Origin of the sequence: Pseudomonas sp. FP2196 (assembly GCF_030687715.1) — a bacterium.
Lineage (GTDB): Bacteria > Pseudomonadota > Gammaproteobacteria > Pseudomonadales > Pseudomonadaceae > Aquipseudomonas.
On the sequence record NZ_CP117445.1, the window covers coordinates 5002347 to 5022043 of the forward strand.

Sequence of the window (19697 nt, forward strand, 5' to 3'; positions counted from 1 at the left end):
GGCGCGGGAGAGCCCGAGGATAGCCCATCCGGCGCCCATAAAAAAAGGGCGCCAGATGGCACCCTTCTTCTTTGTAAAACACCGCAATCCCCTCACCACAAAAACCCCACACAAAATTGTGCAGGGCCTCGGATCACTTCTTGTCGCGGCGCTTCTTGTCGGCTTTCTTGTGGTGCGACATCAAACGACGCTTCTTGTTGACCTGGCGGTCGGTGAGCGTGGTTTTGTTGCCTTCGTACGGGTTCTCGCCGCCTTTGAACTCGATGCGGATCGGTGTACCGACCAGCTTCAGTACACGGCGGTAAGTGTTCTCCAGATAGCGCACATACGATTTCGGTACTTTCTCGATCTGGTTACCGTGGATCACGATGATCGGCGGGTTCGCACCACCCAAGTGAGCGTAACGCAGCTTGATCCGGCGGTTGTTAACCATCGGTGGCGCGTGCTCGCCCACCGCATCTTCCAGAATCTGGGTCAGACGGTTGGTCGGCCAGCGGGTGACCGCGGACTTGAACGAGTTCTGTACGGAAGCGTAGAGGTTGCCCACGCCAGTACCGTGCAGCGCCGAGATGAAGTGGATGTCGGCGTAGTCAACGAAGAACAGTCGACGCTGCAGCTCGACCTTCACGTAGTCGCGCTCGCTCGGCGTCATGCCGTCCCATTTGTTGATCGCGATAACCAACGCACGACCGGACTCGATAGCGAAGCCCAGCAGGTTGAGGTCGTGATCGACCACGCCTTCGCGGGCGTCCATCACGAAGATCACCACGTTGGCGTCTTTGATCGCCTGCAGGGTTTTGACCACGGAGAACTTTTCGACTTCTTCGTGGATCTTGCCGCGCTTGCGCACACCGGCGGTGTCGATCAGCGTGTATTTCTCTTCATTCCGTTCGAACGGGATGTAGATACTGTCGCGCGTGGTGCCGGGTTGGTCATAGACGATTACCCGGTCTTCACCGAGCATGCGGTTGACCAGGGTCGACTTGCCGACGTTCGGACGGCCGATGATGGCGATCTTGATCCCGTCTTTTTCGCTTGGGCCAGGAATGCGCTTGGCTTCCTCGCCTTCGGCGACGACTTCTTCTTCGCCGTCTTCAGGCTCTTCTTCGTCTCTCGGGAAATCACCCAGGGCGATTTCCAGCATCTGAGTGATGCCACGGCCGTGAGCACCAGCGATCGGAATCGCGTGCCCCATGCCCAACGGAGCAAATTCAGCGCGGGCCATTTCCGGGTCGATGTTGTCGACCTTGTTGGCAACCACGTAGGAGCGCTTGTTACGTTTGCGCAAGTGTTCGGCGATCATCTGGTCGGCGGCGGTAAAACCGGCCTTGGCATCTACCAGGAACAGCACAACATCTGCTTCTTCAATGGCCAGCAGCGACTGCTCGGCCATTTTTTCGTCCATACCGTGCTCGTCACCGGAGATACCACCGGTGTCGACCAGAATGTAGGAACGCCCTTGCCACTTGGCCTCACCGTACTGGCGATCACGGGTCAGACCGGACAAGTCGCCGACGATGGCGTCGCGAGTCCTGGTCAGGCGGTTGAACAAGGTGGATTTGCCGACGTTCGGTCGGCCCACCAGGGCGATTACGGGAACCATGCGGCTCTCCACTTCGTTATTTCAGAAAATACAAAAGCCGCTGCGAGGCAGCGGCTGGTGCTCGGGGCAACGCCTGTTAGCGCTGCAAGCCCCATGAATCCGGGGCCGCCTGGGGGTTTAACCCCAAGCATAGTTGTTACTTGATGGTCAGGGCTTCCAGTTTGCCGCTGTTGCCATACACATAAATCGTGTCACCCACCACCAGCGGACGGGCACGCAGGCCGTCGCTGTCGATGCGCTCACGGCCGACGAAACGACCGTCGACCTGACTCAGCAGGTGCAGATAACCTTCCAGGTCACCCACTGCAACATAGCTGGAGAACACTTCCGGAGCCGACAGTTGACGACGGGCCAGCGAGTCGTTGCTCCACAATGCTGTGGTGGAACGCTCGTCGACGCCTTCAACGGTGCCCGAAGACAGGCTCACGTAAACACTGCCGAAACCTTGGGCGATACCGGCATAGCTTGACGCATCGCGCTGCCAGAGTTGACGGCCGCTTTCCAGGTCCAGTGCCGCAACGCGACCCTGATAGCTGGCAACGTACAGCGTACCGCCGGACAGCAGCAGACCGCCGTCGATGTCGACCACGCGCTCCAGTTCCGAACGCCCCTGTGGAATCGCGATCCGTTGTTCCCACACCGGCACGCCGTTGGAAATGTCCAGAGCGACCACTTTGCCGGTCGACAGACCCGCCACCGCGAGACGGTTGGTCACCAGCGGTGCACTGGTGCCACGCAGGGTCAGAACGGCCGGAGTACTGTCATACACCCAGCGTTGATTACCAGTGGAGGCATCCAGACCGATCAAACGATCGTCCTGAGTCTGCACCACCACCACGTCACCGTTGTTGGCCGGTGGCGCGAGGACTTCGCTGTTGACGCGAGCACGCCACTTCTCTTCACCATTGCTGGTGTCCAGAGCGACAACTTCGCCACGCAGCGTACCGATCAGAACCAGACCGTAACCCACGCCAACGGCGCCGGAGACAGGCAGTTCAAGATCCTGCTTCCATTTCACGTCGCCGTTGCTGCGATCCATGGCCATCACTACGCCGGTCACATCGGCCGCGTAGATGGTGTCACCGTCGATCGCCGGCACCAGCATGTTGTAGGTTTCGCCCTGACCGTCACCGATCGAACGACTCCACTGCTTTTGCAGAACCACTTCTTCTTTGAAGTCGGTCAGCTCGGCCGGTGGCAATTCTTTTTTGCTGTTGCTGCTGCAACCCGCGGCCAGAAGGGCCAGAGCCAGCAATGCTGCATGCTTCCAACGGATCACGTCACGCATCCCCTTTGGCCAGGTCGTCGAGCTTGATTTGAAGGCCACCGACCGCCGCTTCATCCGACAGTGCCGCCTTGGCTTTTTGATACGCCTTGTTCGCGTCATCGGTACGGCCCAGCTGCACCAGCAGGTCGCCCTTGAGTTCTTCGCGAGTGGCCAGGAACGCTTTGTCGGCATCGCCGTCGAGCAGCTTCAGGGCGTCTTCGGCCTTGTTCTGCGCGCCCAGCACCTGCGCCATACGCTGACGGGCGATTTCGCCCAGCGCCGGGTTGGCCGGTTTGTCGACGATGGCTTTCAGCTCGGCCGCCGCGTCATCCAGCTTGCCGCTGTCGACGGCTACCTTGGCCACGAACAGGCTGCCGTACTGCGCGTAGGCAGTGCCGCCGAACTCGCTGTTGAGCTTGCCGGCCAGATCCGCAACGCGGGCTGCGTCAGGCTTGCCGTCCGGGGTCAGCGTGGTTTCCAGCAGTTGCTGATAGAGCACCGAGGCGCCTTGCGACTGGTTGCTCTGATACTTGTGATAAGCCTGCCAGCCGAACACGATGACCAGCGCCAACAGGCCGCCGGTGACCAGAGGTTTGCCGTTGCGTGTCCACCAGTCCTTCAAATCCGCCAACTGTTCGTCTTCGGTACTCGACACCCCAATACTCCTTAATCGCTAAATCGGCTGTTAAGACAGCTTCAACCCTGCACGACGCAGGTGGCCAGGTGAGCGGCAAGCGCATCCCAGGCAATGCTTTGTTGTTCGCCCTGGCCACGCAGGGGTTTGAAACCTACCACTTGCTGGGCCATTTCGTCGTCACCCAGGATCAGTGCGTACAGCGCACCGCTCTTGTCGGCTTTCTTGAACTGGCTTTTGAAGCTGCCGGCGCCGGCATTGACTTGCAGACGCAGGTTTGGAAGCTGATCACGTACACGTTCGGCCAAGGCCAGACCCGCCAGCTCGGCTTCTTCACCGAAGGCGCAGAGATAGACATCGACCTGACGGGAGATTTTTTCCGGGATCTGCTCCAGGGTTTCGAGCATCAGCACCAGACGTTCGATGCCCATGGCGAAACCAACGCCGGTGGTCGGCTTGCCGCCCATCTGCTCGACCAGACCGTCGTAACGGCCGCCCGCGCAAACAGTGCCCTGGGCACCGAGTTTGTCGGTGACCCATTCGAAAACGGTTTTGCTGTAGTAATCGAGGCCGCGAACCAGCTTCGGGTTGAGCACGTAAGGAATGCCGACGGCATCCAGACGGGCCTTCAGGCCTTCGAAGTGCGCACGGGACTCGTCGTCGAGGTAGTCCGCCATTTTCGGCGCATCGACCAGCACGGCCTGGGTGTCGGCATTTTTGGTGTCGAGCACGCGCAGCGGGTTGGTTTTCAGACGACGCTGACTGTCTTCGTCAAGCTTGTCGTGGTGCGCCGAGAGGTATTCGACCAGCGCTTCACGATAGCGACCACGGGACTCGCTGGTGCCGAGGCTGTTGAGTTCGAGTTTGACCGCGTCACGAATGCCCAGCTCGCCCCACAGGCGCCAGGTCATGATGATCAGCTCGGCATCGATGTCCGGACCGTCGAGGTTGAACACCTCCAGACCGATCTGGTGGAACTGGCGATAACGGCCTTTCTGCGGACGCTCGTGGCGGAACATCGGGCCGATGTACCAGAGCTTCTGCACCTGGCCACCGCCGGTGATGCCATGCTCAAGCACGGCACGCACGCACGCCGCGGTGCCTTCCGGACGCAGAGTCAGGGAGTCACCGTTGCGGTCTTCGAAGGTGTACATCTCTTTTTCAACGATGTCGGTCACTTCACCGATCGAGCGCTTGAACAGCTCGGTGAACTCGACGATCGGCATGCGGATCTGCTTGTAACCGTAGTTATCCAGCAGACGCGCGACTGTGCTCTCGAAATAACGCCACAGCGGGGTCTGTTCGGGCAGGATGTCGTTCATGCCACGAATGGCTTGCAGAGACTTGCTCACTATAAATCCTTAAATTCGTTCGGCGTTCAGTCAGGCTCAGCCGCGCGCGATAACTGCTGCGTCGGCTTCGACCTTTTCGGCCGCTTTCTGGCGGATCAGCTTTTCCAGCTCGTCCACCAGATTGTCATTCGTCAGTTTCTGCGACGGTTTGCCGTCAATGTAAATCAGGTTTGGCGTGCCGCCGGTCAAGCCGATATGGGCTTCCTTGGCTTCGCCGGGGCCGTTGACCACACAACCGATCACCGCGACATCCAGCGGCACCAGCAGGTCTTCAAGGCGCCCTTCCAGCTCGTTCATGGTCTTGACCACATCGAAGTTCTGCCGCGAGCAGCTCGGGCAGGCGATGAAGTTGATGCCACGGGAACGCAAATGCAAAGACTTGAGGATGTCGTAACCGACTTTCACTTCTTCGACCGGGTCGGCCGCCAGCGAGATGCGGATAGTATCGCCAATCCCCTCGGCGAGCAGCATACCTAGGCCCACGGCGGATTTCACTGTACCCGAACGCAATCCACCGGCTTCAGTGATGCCCAGGTGCAGTGGCTGAACGATTTCTTTCGCCAGCAAGCGGTAGGCTTCGACGGCCATGAACACGTCGGAGGCCTTCACGCTGACCTTGAAGTCCTGGAAATTCAGGCGTTCGAGGTGCTCGACATGACGCAGGGCTGATTCAACCAGCGCAGCCGGGGTCGGCTCGCCGTATTTCTTTTGCAGGTCTTTTTCCAGCGAACCGGCGTTGACGCCGATACGGATCGGGATCCCCCGATCACGGGCAGCATCAACCACGGCACGCACGCGGTCTTCACGGCCGATGTTGCCCGGATTGATGCGCAGGCAGTCCACACCCAGTTCGGCTACGCGCAAGGCGATCTTGTAGTCGAAGTGAATGTCGGCAACCAATGGCACCTTGACCAGTTGCTTGATTCTGCCGAACGCCTCGGCGGCGTCCATGTCCGGCACCGAAACGCGGACGATGTCGACGCCGGCGGCTTCCAGACGGTTGATCTGCGCCACGGTGGCGGCAACATCATTGGTGTCGCTGTTGGTCATGCTCTGCACAGCGATAGGCGCATCGCCGCCCACCGGTACGTTGCCGACCCAGATCTTGCGCGAAACGCGACGTTTGATTGGAGATTCGCCGTGCATGACTTATTGACCCAACTTCAGGCGAGCAGTCTCGCCACTGGTGAACGGAGCGATATCGACCGGCTGGCCGTTGTAGCTGACCTGTGCAGCGCGGGCAACACCCAGACGCACGGCAAGCGGCGGCTTGCCGGAAACAGCCACACTGTCGCCTTTATGCTTCAGACCACTGAACAGCACCTTGCCGCGGCCATCGGTAACCTGTGCCCAGCAATCGGCGGTGAACTGCAACTGCACCTGACCGTCGCCGGCGAGCGGTGCGGTCGCTTCTGCGATTGGCGCAGGCGTCGCAGGAACAACCGGTGCGGTGACGGTCGGCGCCGGAGTGGCCGGCACGTTCACAGCCGGGGTGGCCGGAGTGGCGACCACTGGCGCTGGCGTGTGAACCGGTGCAGTTGGCGTTGCAACAGGAGCTGCCGGTGCCGCTGGAGTGGTTGCCGGAGCAACAGGCTCGGCACCGGTCGACTCAGCGGAAGTTTCCGATTGTGGCAGCGCCAGAGCGGTTGCGCCCTCGGCCTGATTTTCGGCGACGGCCTGATCTTCCGGCTCATCGATCGGATGAATCTGCGTGGTGCCATCGGCGCCTTCGACTTCGACGTGCTCTGGAGCCAGGCTGGTCAAGTCTTTGGTGCGCTGCGAAGTCTGATCCTGCCACCAGACGAAACCGCCGCCGATGACCGCGATCAGCAACAGCAGACTGACGATACGCAAAATGGTGTGAGATACACGCACCGGCTCTTCGATACGACCCAGCGCATGGACATTACTGCCCTGGGAGTCGGTGCCGGTGGACTGATCAAACTGTTGAACCAGAACGGTCTGATCCATGCCGAGCAATTTGGCATAAGCGCGAATGTAACCGCGAGCGAAGGTATGCCCCGGCAGCTTGTCGAAAGCGCCGGCTTCAAGATTACTCAGGGAAGTCACGGTGAGGTTGAGCTTGAGGGCCACTTCGGCCAGCGACCAGCCATTGCTTTCGCGGGCCTGGCGCAGGGTCTCACCGGGGTTAACGCGATTCGCTGCTACAACTTCGGGATGCGCCGCTTTCATCATTGCTCCGACAGGTATTGCTGATATTCCGGCGTACCGGGATAGAGTCGTTTTAATTGCAGGCCATAACTGGCGGCCTTGTCGCGATTTTCAAACACTTTTGCCAGCCGAACACCGAGCAATAGACTACGTGCATTTTGTTCGGTAAGCAGGCTGAAACGGTCGTAATAGTCACGTGCGGGCACATAATGCCTGTCTTCGAAGGACAACTCAGCCATTTCCAGCAGCGCGCGCGGTTGTTGACGGTTCAGTCGCAGGGCTTTTTCGAGTTGCTGCTGCGCCAGATCGCGCTGCCCCAGCTTCGATGCGGTCATGCCGAGGTTTTCGAACACACGCGAACGCTCAGGATACAGGGTATCGGCGGCGGCCTGTTCAAAACGCTCGTAGGCTTCCTTGTAACGCTGTTCTTCGTAGAGAAAACTGCCGTAGTTGTTGAGGATGCGCGCATCGGAGGGGCGACCGGACAAGGCCTTGCGGAAGTGCTCGTCGGCCAGTTTCGGTTCCATTTCGGCCTGAAACACCAGTCCGAGGGCAGCATTGGCGTCAGGATCCGAGTCGTCCAGATCCAGCGCCTTCTTCAACGGCACCTTGGCCCGCTCGGTCATGCCTTGCTGCAAATATCCCAGTCCCAACTGCACATAGGCAGCCCGCGCCTCGTCGCGGCCCTTGCTGGTCTTCATCGGGTTGTAGTCACCCGACAGGACACAACCAGCACACAGGCTGGCCAACAGCAACAGCAGCGCAAAGCGCAGGGACATAGAGATCCTCTCTTAGTTAGTGTTCGCAGCGTTCTGTGCCAGATCGCTGTCGGCGCTCAACTCGCGCACGGCGATATAACGTTCGCTGCGACGGGTGCGATCCAGCACCTGCCCTACCAATTGACCACAAGCAGCGTCGATGTCTTCACCACGGGTGGTGCGGACAGTGACGTTGAATCCGGCCTGATGCAACTGATCCTGGAACCGGCGGATAGCGTTGTTGCTAGGCCGCTCGTACCCGGAATGCGGGAACGGGTTGAACGGGATCAGGTTGATCTTGCACGGAATGTTCTTCAGCAGCTCGATCATTTCCACTGCATGCTCAACTTTATCGTTGATGTCCTTGAGCAAGGTGTACTCGATGGTCAGCACACGTTTCTCGCCAAGGGCGGACATGTAGCGCTGGCACGACTCGAGCAGCATCTTAAGCGGATATTTCTTGTTGATCGGCACCAATTGGTTACGCAATGCGTCATTCGGTGCGTGCAAGGACAACGCCAGGGATACGTCGATGTGCTTCGCCAGCTCATCGATCATTGGCACCACACCCGACGTGGACAGGGTCACGCGGCGCTTGGAGATCCCGTAGCCGAGGTCATCCATCATCAGATGCATGGCGGCGACGACGTTGTCGAAGTTCAGCAGCGGCTCACCCATGCCCATCATCACCACGTTGGTGATGGCACGGTCGACGGTTGCCGGGACGCTGCCGAAAGATTTGTTGGCAATCCACACCTGACCGATAACTTCGGCGGCGGTGAGGTTGCTATTGAAGCCTTGCTTGCCGGTGGAGCAGAAACTGCAATCCAGGGCACAGCCTGCCTGGGACGAAACGCACAGAGTGCCGCGCTTGCCCTGGGGAATGTACACGGTCTCGACACAGCTGCCGGACGCCACGCGCACCACCCACTTACGGGTGCCGTCGCTGGAAATGTCCTCGCTGACCACTTCAGGACCACGGACCTCAGCAATAGCCTTGAGCTTGTCGCGCAAGGCCTTGCTGACGTTCGTCATGGCGTCGAAATCATCGACGCCAAAGTGGTGAATCCATTTCATTACCTGACCGGCACGGAAACGCTTCTCCCCGATTGAGTCGAAGAATTTTTCCATTTCCTGTTGAGTCAGACCCAGCAGGTTGGTTTTTACAGTCGATGTAGTCATGGATTCACCTTCACTCTTAAGCCAATGCTTAGCGAGTGGTTACTTCAGTAGCTGCGAAGAAGTACGAGATTTCACGAGCAGCTGCGGCTTCGGAGTCCGAACCGTGAACAGCGTTGGCGTCGATGGAATCAGCGAAATCAGCGCGGATGGTACCGGCAGCAGCTTCTTTAGGGTTGGTAGCGCCCATCAGCTCACGGTTCAGAGCGATAGCGTTTTCGCCTTCCAGAACCTGAACAACAACAGGACCGGAGATCATGAAGGAAACCAGGTCGCCGAAGAAACCACGAGCGCTGTGCTCAGCGTAGAAGCCTTCAGCTTCGGCTTTGGACAGTTGCTTCAGTTTCGAAGCTACAACGCGCAGGCCTGCTTTTTCGAAACGAGTGGTGATCTCGCCGATGACGTTTTTTGCAACAGCGTCAGGCTTGATGATGGAGAAAGTACGTTGAACAGCCATGGTGTAACTCCAGAAACGGTAATTTGCGAAAAATTAAACCCGCGAATTATACGCGGGTTCTTGGGTATTGCCTAACCTGCGAGGACGATCAGTCTACTTCTTCGATCCAGAGCGCCTGAACCGCTTCCAATACCTTCTCGCCAACACGGCCAGAGGTATCGTCGAAGTCAGGCAGTTCCTTGATCCATCGCTGCAGGTCGACGAAATTGACAGAAAGCGGATCGACATCCGGCTTGGCTTCGGCCAATTCTTCTGCAATGCGTTGAACATCATTCCAACCGTAGCTCATGACAGTCTTACCAGTCAGTGCGGCGCTTCGGCCGCATGGTTAAGCGAATATTTCGGAATCTCGACGGTGATGTCTTCTTCACCAACGATAGCCTGACAGGCCAGGCGCGATTGCGCTTCCAGACCCCAGGCACGATCGAGGAAGTCTTCTTCCAGCTCGTCAGCCTCTTCCATCGAGTCGAAACCCTCGCGGATGATGCAATGGCATGTGGTGCAGGCGCAGACACCGCCACAGGCGCTTTCCATCTCGATGTGGTGTTCGTGGGCCAGTTCAAGAATCGATGTGCCGGGCGCAGCCTCGACCACCATGCCTTCAGGGCAGAACTTCTCGTGGGGCAGAAAAATGACCTGCGGCATCAGATATCCTCGATTTCATTCAGATTGCGCCCCGACAGAGCGGCTTTCACCGTCAGATCCATGCGGCGGGCAGCAAAAGCATCGGTCACTTGCGACAGACGCTTGGTCTGCTGCTCGATGGCGTAACCATCAGTACCTTTCATCAGTTCGACCAGTTCCTGCACCTGCATGTCGATGACCATGCGCTCTTCGGCGTCGAGCAGACGCTCGCCATCCGCCTCCAGAGCACCCTGCACCGCTTCGATCAGGCGCTGGGCATCAACTTGCTGCTCGCGCAGGACGCGGGCGACCTTGTCGTCATTGGCATGCTGGAACGAATCTTTCAGCATCTTGGCGATTTCGCCATCGGTCAGACCGTAGGACGGCTTGACCTGAATGCTCGCCTCTACGCCCGAACCCAGTTCACGGGCCGAAACGCTGAGCAGACCGTCGGCATCGACCTGGAAGGTCACGCGAATCTTCGCCGCACCGGCCACCATTGCCGGAATACCGCGCAATTCGAAGCGCGCCAGGGAGCGGCAGTCGCTGATCAACTCGCGCTCGCCCTGCAAGACGTGGATCGCCATGGCCGACTGGCCGTCTTTATAGGTAGTGAAATCCTGAGCGCGGGCGACGGGAATGGTGGTGTTGCGTGGAATCACCTTCTCCATCAGACCGCCCATGGTTTCCAGCCCCAGGGACAGCGGAATCACGTCGAGCAGCAGCAACTCGCCACCATCGCGCTTGTTGCCAGCCAGGGTATCGGCCTGGATCGCGGCCCCGATGGCCACCACTTGATCCGGATCGATTTCAGTCAACGGTTGACGACCGAAGGCTTCGGCAACGGCTTCACGAACGCGTGGAACGCGGGTCGAACCACCAACCATGACCACAGCGTGTACGTCATCCAGCTCAATGCCGGAATCACGAACGGCGCGGCGGCAGGCTTTCAGGCTACGCGCGACCATCGGCTCGATCAGCGCATCGAAGGCTTCGCGGGTCAGCTGTGCTTTCCAGTCGCCGTAGACAACTTCAACACTGGCCGCATCGGTGAGGGCTTCTTTGGCTGCGCAGGCAGTTTGCAGCAGATTGCGCTGCGCGCCCGGATCGAGATCGGCGGACAGACCGGCGCTCTCGATGATCCAGCCGGCAATCGCGTGATCAAAGTCATCGCCGCCCAGCGCGCTATCGCCGCCGGTGGCCAGGACTTCGAAAACACCGCCAGTCAGACGCAAAATAGAAATATCGAAGGTGCCGCCGCCGAGGTCATAAATCGCTACGAGGCCTTCAGCGTGTTGATCCAGACCGTAAGCCACAGCAGCGGCGGTCGGCTCATTGAGCAGGCGCAGCACATTCAGACCGGCGAGTTTCGCCGCATCCTTGGTGGCCTGGCGCTGGGCATCGTCGAAATACGCCGGAACGGTGATTACCGCACCGACCAGTTCGCCACCCAAAGTCGCTTCAGCACGCTGACGCAACACCTTGAGGATATCGGCGGAAACTTCGACCGGGCTTTTCGGGCCTTGCACGGTGTCGATGAACGGCATGTGCGACTCGCCACCGACAAAGCGGTATGGCAGTTGCTCGCCCAATTGCTTGACGTCGGACAGACCACGACCCATCAAGCGCTTGACCGACAGCACGGTGTTCAAAGGATCGGAAGCGGCGGCCAGCTTGGCCGACTCGCCGACTTCGACGCGATCGGCGTGATAACGCACGGCAGACGGCAGGATGACCTGCCCGTCAGCGTCGGCCAATGGCTCGGAAAGACCACTGCGCAACGCAGCGACCAGCGAATTGGTAGTGCCCAAGTCGATCCCCACAGCCAGACGACGCTGGTGCGGTTGAGGACTTTGGCCGGGTTCGGCGATCTGCAGTAGGGCCATCGTGATCAGGACTTATCTGTATATCAGGCGTGCGACCGGAGCGGCACTGGGTTAATCGTCGAGGCGCTCTTCTAACTGGCGCACTTCGTAGGTGAGCTTGTCGAGGAATTGCATGCGCCGCATCAGGCGTTCGGCCTGTTCGCGTTGCGCTGCATCATCCCAACAGGCTGCGAAGCTTTCGTTGAGTTCTTCCTGAGCCACTTTCAAGCGACGCTTGAACACCGCGACACCGTCCAGATCAGCGCTGTCCTGGAGGTCTTCGAGTTCTTCGCGCCACTGCATCTGCTGCAGAAGAAACTCGGGGTCGTGAACCGTGACTTCCATCGGCACTTCATGCCCGCTGACTTTCAGCAGATAGCGCGCACGCTGCGGCGGGCTCTTGAGCGTCTGATAAGCATCGTTGAGCCGCGCAGACTGCTCGAGCGCCGACCGCTGCTCGCGCTCGGAAGCGTCGGCAAAACGGTCAGGATGAACGCCGCGCGCCAACTCACGGTAGCGCGTGGCCAACTGCTCGAGATCCAGACGGAAACTCGGTTGCAGCTCGAATAAAGCGAAATGACAAGGAATTCCCACGACAAGCCTCAGATGTTGAAGCTTTCGCCGCAGCCACACTCACCGCGGACATTGGGGTTGTTGAACTTGAAGCCTTCGTTCAACCCTTCCTTGACGAAATCGAGCTCGGTGCCGTCCAGGTAGGCGAGGCTTTTCGGGTCGATAATCACTTTTTCGCCGTGACTTTCGAACACCTGATCCTCTGCAACCACCTCGTCGACAAACTCCAGCACGTAGGCAAGGCCGGAACAACCTGTGGTGCGAACACCCAGACGAATCCCTTCACCTTTGCCGCGCCCGTTGAGGGAGCGTCGCACGTGCTGAGCAGCCGCTTCTGTCATGCTGATAGCCATCGTTGACTCCTTACTCGTCGCCAAATCCAGAAAGTCAGATCAAGCCTTTCTTCTGCTTGTAATCGCGAACAGCCGCTTTGATAGCGTCTTCAGCCAGTACCGAGCAGTGAATCTTCACTGGCGGCAGGGCCAATTCTTCGGCCAGCTGGGTGTTCTTGATGGTTTCGGCTTCGTCCAGGGTCTTGCCCTTCATCCACTCAGTGGCGAGGGAACTGGAAGCGATTGCCGAACCGCAGCCATAGGTCTTGAACTTGGCGTCTTCGATAACGCCCTGATCGTTGACCTTGATTTGCAGGCGCATTACGTCGCCGCACGCTGGAGCGCCGACCATGCCGGTGCCGACATCAGGATCTTCCGCGTTCATCTTGCCGACGTTGCGCGGGTTTTCGTAGTGGTCGATGACCTTTTCGCTGTAAGCCATGATGCTTAATCCTCACTCATCAGAGAGTCGCTCTTAAAGCCCTGCAACCTGGGTTTACAGGGCCGGTTCGCGGCGACTTGAAATCAGTGTGCCGCCCACTCGATTTTCGAAATGTCGACACCGTCTTTGTACATATCCCACAGCGGCGACAGAGCGCGCAGCTTGGTAACGGCCTCGCAGACTTTCTGCGCGGCGTAGTCGATTTCTTCTTCGGTGGTGAAACGGCCGAAGGTGAAGCGGATCGAGCTGTGTGCCAGTTCGTCGTTGCGGCCCAGGGCGCGCAGTACGTACGAAGGCTCAAGCGATGCCGAGGTGCAGGCCGAACCGGACGAAACCGCCAGATCCTTGAGTGCCATGATCAGCGACTCGCCTTCAACGTAGTTGAAGCTCAGGTTCAGGTTGTGCGGAACGCGGGCGATCATGCTGCCGTTGACGTACAGCTCTTCCAGATGCTCGACCTGCTTGTAGAAACGGTCGCTCAATGCCTTGATACGAACGTTCTCGGCAGCCATGTCTTCCTTGGCCACACGGAACGCTTCACCCATGCCAACGATCTGGTGAGTCGCCAGGGTGCCGGAGCGCATGCCGCGCTCATGACCGCCGCCGTGCATGGTCGCTTCGATGCGCACACGCGGCTTGCGGCTGACGTACAACGCGCCGATGCCTTTAGGGCCGTAGGTTTTGTGGGCAGAGAACGACATCATGTCGACTTTCAGTTTCTGCAGGTCGATCTCGACCTTGCCAGTGGACTGAGCAGCGTCAACGTGGAACAGGATGCCCTTCGAACGAAGCAGCTCGCCGATGGCGGCGATATCGTTGACGGTACCGATTTCGTTGTTCACGTGCATGATCGACACCAGAATGGTGTCTTCGCGCAGCGCGGCGTCGATCATCTCAGGAGTGATCAGACCATCAGTCTGAGGATCGAGGTAGGTGACTTCGAAACCTTCACGCTCCAGTTGGCGCATGGTGTCGAGGACAGCCTTGTGCTCGATCTTGGAGGTGATCAGGTGCTTGCCCTTGGAGGCGTAGAAATGTGCCGCACCTTTGATTGCCAGGTTGTCGGACTCGGTGGCGCCGGACGTCCAGACGATTTCGCGCGGGTCGGCGTTGACCAGATCGGCCACCTGACGACGGGCGTTTTCGACGGACTCTTCAGCTTTCCAGCCGAACACGTGGGAGCGGGACGCAGGGTTACCGAAGTTTCCGTCGACCAGCAGGCACTCACTCATTTTTTGCGCAACGCGCGGATCGACCGGGGTGGTCGCAGAGTAATCAAGGTAAATCGGCAATTTCATGGACTATCTCCTAAATCAGGGCTGGCGTACCGCTAGCTCTTCGGCTGTCATTCGACGGCGGACGCTTCAATCTTGTCCAGGCGTGGCGCCTTGCTGTTGCAACGGCGCTGGTCCTGACGCTGGGCTACTTCTTGCACCTCACGGCGAGTCACAAGATCGGCCAAGCTGATACCACTTAGAAATTCGTGAATCTGCAGGCTAAGGTCGCACCACAAGTGATGGGTCAGGCAAGTGTCGCCGGAGTGGCAGTCGCCCTGGCCTTGGCATTTGGTAGCATCGACCGATTCGTTCACCGCATCGATCACCTGAGCCACCTGAATGCCCTGCATGTCGCGGGACAACTGGTAGCCACCACCCGGGCCGCGAACACTGGAAACCAGGTTGCTGCGGCGCAGCTTGGCGAAAAGCTGTTCGAGATAGGACAGGGAGATGCCTTGGCGCTCGGAGATATCGGCCAGGGACACCGGCCCGTGCTGCGCGTGCAACGCCAGATCAAGCATGGCAGTCACGGCGTATCGGCCTTTTGTAGTCAGTCTCATGGACAGTTACCACGGAGTTCGGAATGGGCGGGAGTATGCAATTCCCGAGCATTTAAGTCAACTATTAGACCTAGTGCTTTAGTCGGGTTTACCCGCAAAAGAGCGCGCGAATGATAGCAGGCTCTGCGGCCTAATGGCACACCGGTTGACGGATGCCTGTGTAGGAGCTGCCGAAGGCTGCGATCTTTTGATCTTATGAAAGGCAAGATCAGAAGATCGCAGCCTTCGGCAGCTCCTACAGGGGGCGTTAGCTGGCTTTGGACTCGTCTTTGCCTTTCACGCAGGCGAAATCTTCTTCGCGCAGCTCAGGCAGATCTTTCGCACAGTAATTACTGCCCAGATCCTTCAGCGCGCCGCACATCCCCTCCAGACGCCCGTCCACCGCTTGCAGGTGATCGAGCAACTGCCCAATGGCGCGCGCCACCGGGTCAGGCATGTCTTCGCTGACGCCGTAGGCATCGAAGCCGATCTTTTCGGCCATGGCCTTGCGCTTTGCATCCTGCTCTTCATCGGATTTGACGATGATTCGCCCCGGAATCCCCACGACTGTAGCGCCCGGCGGAACCTCTTTGGTCACCACGGCATTGGAGCCGACCTTGGCGCCCGCCCCCACAGTAAACGGGCCGAGCACTTTAGCGCCGGCACCGACGACAACACCGTCTCCCAACGTTGGATGGCGCTTACCTTTGTTCCAGCTGGTGCCACCCAGGGTCACGCCCTGATAAATGGTCACGTCATCACCGATCTCGGCGGTTTCGCCAATGACGATGCCCATGCCGTGATCGATAAAGAAGCGACGACCGACTTTCGCCCCCGGATGAATCTCGATCCCGGTCAACCAGCGACCAAAGTTCGATACCAGCCGCGCCAGCCATTTGAGCTCGTTGCGCCAGAGCATCCCGGCCAGACGATGAATCCAGATCGCGTGCATACCGGGGTAGCAAGTCAGCACTTCAAAAGCGTTACGCGCCGCCGGATCTCGATGGAATACGCTTTGGATATCTTCACGCAAACGCTCAAACATCATTCAGTCCTTCCGTTTCAGAAGCTCACCACGGGCCGCTTTTTGGGTTTCCGTGAGGATGCCACGCAATATATTCATTTCCGCCCGGCTGACCGAGCTGCGTCCGTACAACCGGCGCAGGCGCGCCATCAGGTGTCGCGGTTTCTCAGGATCGAGGAATTCGATGGCGACCAGCGTTTGCTCCAGGTGCTCATAGAATCGTTCCAGCTCATCCATGGTCGCCAGCTCGGCGCTTTTTACCGAAGCCACTTCTTCCTTCTCGATCTTGCTCGGCCGACCTTGTGCGGCCAGCCAGGCCATGCGCACTTCATAGCTCAACACCTGAACCGCCGCCCCGAGGTTCAGCGAACTGAACTCAGGATCGGAGGGGATGTGCACGTGAAAGTGACATCGCTGCAGCTCGTCATTGGTCAGGCCGGAATCTTCACGGCCGAACACCAGCGCAATCTCTGCGCCCTGCCCGGCTTCCTCAACCACTTTGGTGCCGCATTCGCGCGGATCCAGCAGCGGCCAGGGAATACGCCGGTCACGGGCGCTGGTGCCGAGCACCAGATTGCAGCCGACCAAGGCATCTTCCAGGGTGGCGACGACCTGGGCGTTTTCAAGGATGTCACCGGCACCGGAAGCGCGGGCATCGGCTTCGTGATGCGGGAAGACCCGCGGCTCGACCAGCACCAGCCGCGACAGACCCATGTTTTTCATGGCGCGCGCGGCCCCACCGATGTTGCCGGGGTGGCTGGTATTGACCAGGACGACACGAATGTTCTGCAGCAAGGGAGGCGCTCTCGGACACAGTAAAGGGGTGCAAATCTTACAGAACAGCCTACCGTTAAGCTATGAAAGCGAACAGCGACCTTCACCTGAAGAAAAGTTCTGATAGAATGCGCGGCTTTCTTTAACAACCTTAGGTGACACATCCATGCAGCCCATGCTGAATATCGCGCTGCGCGCCGCCCGCAGCGCCAGTGAACTGATCTTCCGCTCCATCGAGCGCCTGGATACCATCAAGGTCGACGAAAAAGACGCCAAGGATTATGTATCCGAGGTCGATCGCGCCGCTGAACAGAAAATCATCGACGCCCTGCGCAAGGCTTACCCGAATCACTCGATCCAGGGTGAAGAGACTGGCCTGCACGCCGGCACCGGCATCGAAGGCGAAGAGTACCTGTGGATCATCGATCCGCTGGACGGCACCACCAACTTCCTGCGCGGCATTCCACACTTTGCTGTCAGCATCGCCTGCAAATACCGTGGTCGCCTGGAACACGCTGTTGTTCTGGATCCGGTGCGCCAGGAAGAATTCACCGCCAGCCGTGGTCGCGGCGCTCAACTGAACGGTCGTCGCCTGCGCGTCAGCGGTCGCACCAGCCTTGACGGCGCCCTGCTGGGTACCGGCTTCCCGTTCCGTGACGATCAGATGGACAACCTCGACAACTACCTGGGCATGTTCCGCGCCCTGGTCGGCCAGACTGCCGGCATCCGCCGCGCCGGCTCCGCCAGCCTGGACCTGGCCTATGTGGCTGCCGGCCGTTTCGATGCGTTCTGGGAGTCGGGCCTGTCCGAGTGGGACATGGCTGCAGGCGCCCTTCTGATTCAAGAAGCTGGCGGCCTGGTGAGCGACTTCACCGGTGGTCACGACTTCCTTGAAAAAGGCCATATCGTTGCCGGCAACACTAAATGCTTCAAGGCAGTGCTGACGGCGATCCAGCCGCACCTGCCGGCTTCGCTGAAGCGCTAAGCTTTTCGCGAAATGCAAAAAGCACCCTTCGGGGTGCTTTTTTTATGCCTGGAATTCGCCCTCCGCCACACCACCGGAGCAATGCAGGAGTGAGCCTGCTCGCGATAGCGGTGTATCAGCCACCACCTGCATTGAATGATAAATAGCTATCGCGAGCAGGCTCACTCCTACAGGGGGGTTTGTTGTGCGGCTTAAATGGAGGGCACAAAAAAGCACCCCGCAGGGTGCTTCTTTTTAAACGCTCGGACTATTACTGAGCCGGCTCATTCTGCGACAGAACCAGCTTGCCTTCCTTGTCGACCGGAATCTGGTTGCCCGGATCACGATCCATCCGCACTTTGCCTTCCTTGCCATCCAGTGAATAACGCACGTCGTAACCGACAACTTTGTCACTGATGTCATTCACCGTATTACAGCGAGTCTGGGTGGTGGTGTAGGTATCGCGATTCTGCATACCTTCCTGCACCTTGTTACCGGCATAACCACCACCAACCGCACCGGCCACGGTGGCGATCTTCTTGCCAGTACCGCCGCCGACCTGATTACCCAGCAAACCACCCGCTACCGCGCCAATCGCGGTACCGAGGATCTGGTGTTGATCCTTGACCGGCGCCTGGCGGGTCACGGCTACATCCTTGCACACTTCACGTGGAGTCTTGATCTGTGTTTTGACCGGTTCAACAGCCAGTACTTGCGCATACTCAGGGCCGCTTTTAACCAGGCTGTAGGTGGCAACAGCACCCCCGGCAGTCACACCGACAGCACCCAATACCGCACCAACCAGCAACGACTTGTTCACATGAACCTCCTGACCATCACATGCGGGACGCGCCCGCGCTTCTCCCAGCCTTGGAGCATAAAAAAAGGCGCGAGTTCAACTCGCGCCTTTTTTGGCTGACAGCGGGAAAGACGATGGCCGTTATGGACGGTCGTCGATTTCCTTCTCGGTGTTGGCCGGAGGAATTAGATCCTCAGTGGTCAGGTTCAGCCAGATCAGCACCACGTTAGCGATGTAGATCGACGAGTAAGTACCCGCCAGAACACCGATAAACAGGGCAATGGAGAAACCGAACAGGTTGTCACCACCGAAGAACAGCAGTGCCGCGATCGCCAGCAACGTGGAGATCGACGTCGCCATGGTGCGCAGCAGGGTCTGAGTGGTCGAGATGTTGATGTTCTCGATCAGCGTCGCCTTGCGCAGCACGCGGAAGTTCTCACGAACCCGGTCGAATACCACGATGGTGTCGTTCAGCGAGTAGCCGATGATCGCCAGCACCGCAGCCAGTACCGTCAGATCGAAAGTGATCTGGAAATACGACAGGATGCCGATGGTCACGATCACGTCGTGGATCAGCGAAACAATGGCGCCGACCGCGAACTTCCACTGAAAGCGGAAAGCCAGGTAGATCAGGATACCGCCGAGCGCCAGCAGCATGCCGAGGCCGCCCTGGTCGCGCAGTTCTTCACCGACCTGCGGGCCGACGAACTCGACACGCTTGACCGTTGCCGGGTTGTCGCCGCCAACCTTCAGCAGCGCTTCCGCCACCTGATGGCCCAACTGCGGGTCTTCACCGGGCATCCGCACCAGCAGATCGGTAGTCGCACCGAAGCTCTGCACGACGGCTTCGTGATAACCCGAAGTCACCAGTTGCTCGCGCACCTTGGTGACATCGGCCGGACGCTCGTAGGTCAGCTCGATGAGCGTACCGCCGGTGAAGTCCAGACCCCAGTTCATGCCCTTGGTGAAGACACTGAACATAGCCAGCAGGGTGAGGAATACTGTGACGCCGAACGCGAAGTTGCGAACGCCCATGAAGTTGATTGTACGTAACATGGCAGC

Annotated in this window: 22 protein-coding genes; 1 reads left to right on the plus strand and 21 read right to left on the minus strand. The window is 58.9% G+C overall.

Annotated elements, in window-relative coordinates; genetic code table 11:
- Window positions 1-133: 133 nt before the first annotated feature.
- The 19 genes from der to trmJ form a co-directional block, all read right to left on the minus strand.
- Window positions 134-1603: a ribosome biogenesis GTPase Der gene (gene der / locus PSH79_RS22295; RefSeq protein ID WP_305439656.1), complete on the minus strand. Its 1470-nt coding sequence runs from the start codon at window positions 1601-1603 to the stop codon at window positions 134-136.
- Window positions 1604-1739: 136 nt separating this feature from the next.
- Complete coding sequence (bamB, locus tag PSH79_RS22300) at window positions 1740-2891, minus strand: outer membrane protein assembly factor BamB (RefSeq protein ID WP_305439657.1); 1152 nt, start codon at window positions 2889-2891, stop codon at window positions 1740-1742.
- Window positions 2884-3525, minus strand: coding sequence for a tetratricopeptide repeat protein (locus PSH79_RS22305; RefSeq protein ID WP_305439658.1), 642 nt, complete (start codon window positions 3523-3525; stop codon window positions 2884-2886). Before PSH79_RS22305 ends, bamB begins: the two co-directional genes overlap by 8 nt.
- A gap of 41 nt (window positions 3526-3566) precedes the next feature.
- Window positions 3567-4856 carry a histidine--tRNA ligase gene (hisS, locus tag PSH79_RS22310; protein WP_305439659.1) on the minus strand — a complete coding sequence of 430 codons (1290 nt, stop codon included), beginning with the start codon at window positions 4854-4856 and terminating at the stop codon, window positions 3567-3569.
- Window positions 4857-4892: 36 nt separating this feature from the next.
- Window positions 4893-6002, minus strand: a complete 1110-nt coding sequence (ispG, locus tag PSH79_RS22315) for a flavodoxin-dependent (E)-4-hydroxy-3-methylbut-2-enyl-diphosphate synthase (protein WP_277759160.1) — start codon at window positions 6000-6002, stop codon at window positions 4893-4895.
- 3 nt (window positions 6003-6005) lie between these two features.
- Window positions 6006-7049 carry a RodZ family helix-turn-helix domain-containing protein gene (locus PSH79_RS22320; protein ID WP_305439661.1) on the minus strand — a complete coding sequence of 348 codons (1044 nt, stop codon included), beginning with the start codon at window positions 7047-7049 and terminating at the stop codon, window positions 6006-6008.
- Complete coding sequence (pilW, locus tag PSH79_RS22325; protein WP_187680633.1) at window positions 7049-7807, minus strand: type IV pilus biogenesis/stability protein PilW; 759 nt, start codon at window positions 7805-7807, stop codon at window positions 7049-7051. The genes PSH79_RS22320 and pilW overlap by 1 nt, the downstream gene beginning before the upstream one ends.
- Window positions 7808-7819: 12 nt before the next feature.
- The gene (gene rlmN, locus PSH79_RS22330; RefSeq protein ID WP_016984373.1) at window positions 7820-8968 is read right to left on the minus strand and encodes a 23S rRNA (adenine(2503)-C(2))-methyltransferase RlmN; all 1149 of its coding nucleotides are present in this window, start codon (window positions 8966-8968) and stop codon (window positions 7820-7822) included.
- A gap of 28 nt (window positions 8969-8996) precedes the next feature.
- On the minus strand, window positions 8997-9422 hold the full coding sequence (gene ndk / locus PSH79_RS22335) for a nucleoside-diphosphate kinase (RefSeq protein WP_042560926.1): 426 nt from the start codon (window positions 9420-9422) through the stop codon (window positions 8997-8999).
- Between the two features lie 88 nt (window positions 9423-9510).
- A complete protein-coding gene (gene iscX, locus PSH79_RS22340; RefSeq protein WP_095190531.1) occupies window positions 9511-9711 on the minus strand; it encodes a Fe-S cluster assembly protein IscX in 201 nt (66 codons plus the stop codon).
- 14 nt (window positions 9712-9725) lie between these two features.
- Window positions 9726-10067, minus strand: a complete 342-nt coding sequence (fdx, locus tag PSH79_RS22345; RefSeq protein WP_007916885.1) for an ISC system 2Fe-2S type ferredoxin — start codon at window positions 10065-10067, stop codon at window positions 9726-9728.
- Window positions 10067-11932: a Fe-S protein assembly chaperone HscA gene (hscA, locus tag PSH79_RS22350; protein ID WP_305439664.1), complete on the minus strand. Its 1866-nt coding sequence runs from the start codon at window positions 11930-11932 to the stop codon at window positions 10067-10069. The genes fdx and hscA overlap by 1 nt, the downstream gene beginning before the upstream one ends.
- A gap of 51 nt (window positions 11933-11983) precedes the next feature.
- Window positions 11984-12505 carry a co-chaperone HscB gene (gene hscB / locus PSH79_RS22355; RefSeq protein WP_187680637.1) on the minus strand — a complete coding sequence of 174 codons (522 nt, stop codon included), beginning with the start codon at window positions 12503-12505 and terminating at the stop codon, window positions 11984-11986.
- Window positions 12506-12513: 8 nt separating this feature from the next.
- Window positions 12514-12837: an iron-sulfur cluster assembly protein IscA gene (gene iscA / locus PSH79_RS22360; RefSeq protein WP_007903589.1), complete on the minus strand. Its 324-nt coding sequence runs from the start codon at window positions 12835-12837 to the stop codon at window positions 12514-12516.
- A 34-nt stretch (window positions 12838-12871) separates the two neighbouring features.
- Entirely contained in the window at window positions 12872-13258 is a 387-nt protein-coding gene (iscU, locus tag PSH79_RS22365; protein ID WP_003227907.1) for a Fe-S cluster assembly scaffold IscU, read from the minus strand.
- 83 nt (window positions 13259-13341) lie between these two features.
- Complete coding sequence (locus PSH79_RS22370) at window positions 13342-14556, minus strand: IscS subfamily cysteine desulfurase (RefSeq protein ID WP_305439666.1); 1215 nt, start codon at window positions 14554-14556, stop codon at window positions 13342-13344.
- A gap of 47 nt (window positions 14557-14603) precedes the next feature.
- Complete coding sequence (gene iscR, locus PSH79_RS22375; protein ID WP_003227911.1) at window positions 14604-15095, minus strand: Fe-S cluster assembly transcriptional regulator IscR; 492 nt, start codon at window positions 15093-15095, stop codon at window positions 14604-14606.
- Window positions 15096-15342: 247 nt separating this feature from the next.
- Window positions 15343-16119 carry a serine O-acetyltransferase gene (gene cysE / locus PSH79_RS22380; RefSeq protein ID WP_007916901.1) on the minus strand — a complete coding sequence of 259 codons (777 nt, stop codon included), beginning with the start codon at window positions 16117-16119 and terminating at the stop codon, window positions 15343-15345.
- 3 nt (window positions 16120-16122) lie between these two features.
- Window positions 16123-16893: a tRNA (cytosine(32)/uridine(32)-2'-O)-methyltransferase TrmJ gene (gene trmJ, locus PSH79_RS22385; protein WP_305439668.1), complete on the minus strand. Its 771-nt coding sequence runs from the start codon at window positions 16891-16893 to the stop codon at window positions 16123-16125.
- A gap of 145 nt (window positions 16894-17038) precedes the next feature.
- Between trmJ and suhB the strand changes: the two genes are divergently transcribed.
- Window positions 17039-17857, plus strand: coding sequence for an inositol-phosphate phosphatase (suhB, locus tag PSH79_RS22390; protein WP_016773320.1), 819 nt, complete (start codon window positions 17039-17041; stop codon window positions 17855-17857).
- Between the two features lie 250 nt (window positions 17858-18107).
- Here the strand turns inward: suhB and PSH79_RS22395 are convergent, their stop codons facing one another.
- Window positions 18108-18656, minus strand: a complete 549-nt coding sequence (locus tag PSH79_RS22395; protein WP_187677955.1) for a glycine zipper 2TM domain-containing protein — start codon at window positions 18654-18656, stop codon at window positions 18108-18110.
- Between the two features lie 120 nt (window positions 18657-18776).
- Entirely contained in the window at window positions 18777-19691 is a 915-nt protein-coding gene (secF, locus tag PSH79_RS22400) for a protein translocase subunit SecF (protein ID WP_305439669.1), read from the minus strand.
- Window positions 19692-19697: the final 6 nt, after the last annotated feature.